The organism is Arenibacter latericius DSM 15913 (genome assembly GCF_000424985.1).
Taxonomy (GTDB): domain Bacteria; phylum Bacteroidota; class Bacteroidia; order Flavobacteriales; family Flavobacteriaceae; genus Arenibacter; species Arenibacter latericius.
This window is the reverse complement of the sequence record NZ_AUKX01000090.1, coordinates 1-2852: the sequence shown is the minus strand read 5'-3', so window position 1 is coordinate 2852 and position 2852 is coordinate 1. Positions and strand designations below refer to the sequence as shown.

3 protein-coding genes are annotated in these 2852 nt (G+C 44.2%); 1 reads left to right on the top strand and 2 read right to left on the bottom strand.

The features are described from left to right. Positions 1–188 precede the first annotated feature (188 nt). Positions 189–914: an IS21-like element helper ATPase IstB gene (gene istB, locus H344_RS0116650; RefSeq protein WP_026811308.1), complete on the bottom strand. Its 726-nt coding sequence runs from the start codon at positions 912–914 to the stop codon at positions 189–191. A gap of 17 nt (positions 915–931) precedes the next feature. Continuing rightward, the gene (gene istA / locus H344_RS0116645) at positions 932–2494 is read right to left on the bottom strand and encodes an IS21 family transposase (RefSeq protein WP_240485013.1); all 1563 of its coding nucleotides are present in this window, start codon (positions 2492–2494) and stop codon (positions 932–934) included. Here istA and H344_RS20705 point away from each other — a divergent pair. Beyond that, on the top strand, positions 2489–2852 hold a 364-nt coding region (locus H344_RS20705), incomplete at its 3' end, for a hypothetical protein (protein WP_169514988.1). The two genes, istA and H344_RS20705, sit on opposite strands and share 6 nt — an antisense overlap.

Genomic DNA, 2852 nt, shown 5'->3' with positions numbered 1-2852 from the left:
ACCACGAATTTTCTTCTTAGCACCGATCTCAGCCCCATTTCCCTCATCACTAATGCTATATGGATATTCCGAGGAAAGTTTACCACCATTCCGCTCTAAAGTTTACCAGTAAATTCCTGGCGTAAGTTTACCAGTTTACATCACTTTTTTCCACCGCGGGAACGGTTATAAAAATCAATTATACAACATTATTTTCGCTTTCGTAAAGATTGTCCTTGCAATTCTATCTTATGCCCAGCTGCTGACAGTCTGTCTAGTATAGCTTCAGCTAAAGTGGGTTGGTCCAAAAATGCATAAAAATGGTCGAAGGGCAGTTGGGAGGTGATGATCACCGACCCATCACCGTAACGATCTTCCAAGAGGTCTAATAAGGTTAATTTTGCATCACCTGATAAGGGTTTTAATCCAAAATCATCTAGGATAATCAGCTTTTTTGCCGCTAACTGCTTGATGAGTTTTAAATAGGTGCCATCAATTCTGGATTGCGCCAGGGTTTCTAAAAATTTATTCATAGATAAGTAGAGGGTTTTATATCCCATAAGACAGGCGGAGCGTCCCAGTGCGCAGGCCAGGAAGGATTTACCGGTTCCAGTTTGACCGTGGATCAGTATATTCTGTCCTTTCTCCAGGTAGTGTCCTTCCGCTAATTGTAATAGGGTTTCTTTTGTAAGTCCTCGTTCCTGACTACAAATAACCTCTTCTAGGTTGGCACGATAGCGAAGCTTTCCGGCCTTGAGCAATCGCTCGGTCTGCTTGTCACTTCTATACTCTTGCTCTGCCTGGCACATTAGGGCCAGAATGGTGTGGGCATCCTCCTGCTGATGGGTAGGAAGGCTAAGTAAGGTTTGGTACCGCTTGGCCATTCCGGTAAGTCTCAGGCCGTGTAATTGTTGTAAGGTTGTTGCTGTATTCATCTTTTAAAGTTTAATAATTAATGTTCCATTTTGTTTGTAAAGGCCTCTGGTCCCCGAAGATTGTTGTGATGGGAGGGTATGGGGGATTTCTCAGGTGGACTTTCTTCTAACTGATCCATCTTGTTTTCTAATATGGTGGCCACTACTTTATAATTATACCGGTTTCCAGTGAGCGCCCTCTTACAGGCTGCCTCCACACGGGGACCACCATACTGTTTGATCAGTCGCATAATCCCCAGGAAGGGGCCATAGGCCTGATGTACGGAGATCTTACTTTTCATAAGCTTCTCAAAGAATTCCTTGGTATGGGGACCATTATCCGCAGCTTGTTTTAAGTAGTAATCCGGAGTCCATCCTCGTTGTACGGCCATCCTTCGATGATGTTCGGGCATATGTTCTAAAAGCGTGGTTATCCCATGTTTTTTATAGTTCCGCTGATGAACGGCAATGCGCTCGAGCTGATAATAAATTTCAACACCTTCCGTATCATAAATAATATTTACTTCCTTACCCACATAGTGGTAAGGAACGCTATAGAAGTGCCAGTCTTCTCCCATCACCACGTGATAGTTCTTTTGGACCTTGGCCCTGGTGAGGTGATTGAACTGGTAAGGATGCTCAGGAAGGTTCTGCAATAGAGGAAGTTCCTGGCTGGTGAAGAGCTCCCTTCGGCTAAAAGACTTCTTCTGGAAGTTGATATCATGATGGGCTTCCAAAGCCTTTCTTATCCCTTGGTTCAGCTCTTGGATGCTGTAGAACGTTTCGTTACGGATAGTGGCATACACCCGGCGGTAGACAATTTTCACCTGGTTCTCTACAGATGGCTTATCTTTGGGGGCCCTTACCCTTGTGGTCAACAACCCTATATGGTTGTGCAGGGCCCACTGCTCCAGTGCCTGGGGAAAGGTAGGTTCATACCTGCAGCTGCGCACCACCCATTGCTTCATATTGTCGGATCTGGCATTGAGCGGGACCCCGCCAAAATAGTTTAAGATGTCATTCAGGGCAGGGATTACCTGGGCAAGGGAAGCATCGGGTAATGCTTTTGCATAACCAAAGCCACTAAAGGGAAGTACGCCTATAAGTACCGGGCAGGCTATAATCTCCCCCGTAGAAGTGGCCACATAGCTTAACTTAGAACCCGCAAAATCAATTTCCAGCAGCTCTCCAGGGTTATGCTTAAAGACCATGGTCGGGCTCTTCAAATTGATCTGGATATCCAATAATTCACAAAAGCGGGAGTAGCTAAAGCCTTCTGGGTATTCTTTTAAATACTCCTGCCAGAGCAGTAGCCTGGTTACCCCGACACGCCCTAGTTCGGAGATAAAATAATCCGCTTGTTCCAAAAAATATAGTTTACGGACATCCGGGATCAGGTCCGGTCCTTTCTTTTTGGTTTTTACCAATTCATAAAGTTCCGGATCTTTAAGTTTAAGAAGTGTATCATAATCAAATCCACTGGTCTCAAAGATGCCCTTGTAGGAGTGAATAGTAGGTCTGGAGACACCGGTTTGCTCAGCAATGCCACGCTCTGAAAGATCTCGTTTTAGGAATAATAGTATTTGTCTGATTTTTTGCATAGCAAGGGTTTTATTGGCCATAATTCTAAGGAGTTGGTTATTCAACCTAATGTACTCCAGAATCATAGACCTGTTCCCTTGGTGGTAAGCTTTGCTTCGGAATTTTTGGTAAACTTTGTGCCGGAATGTCAGCCTATAAAAGCGCAGTTCCATCTTCAAAAATCCGTAACGATCCGAAAAACTGTAAATCTTTGCCCTGATTATTCTGGTAAACTATACTCAGGAATCAGTGGTAAACATTGCTTCGGAATCGGTGGTAAACATTGGCTCGGAACAGTGGTAAACTTTGGATCAGAATATCCACTATATAAGAACGAGAATAAATTAGGCCTTCCCGTTCCAATTTTTGCTGGATACG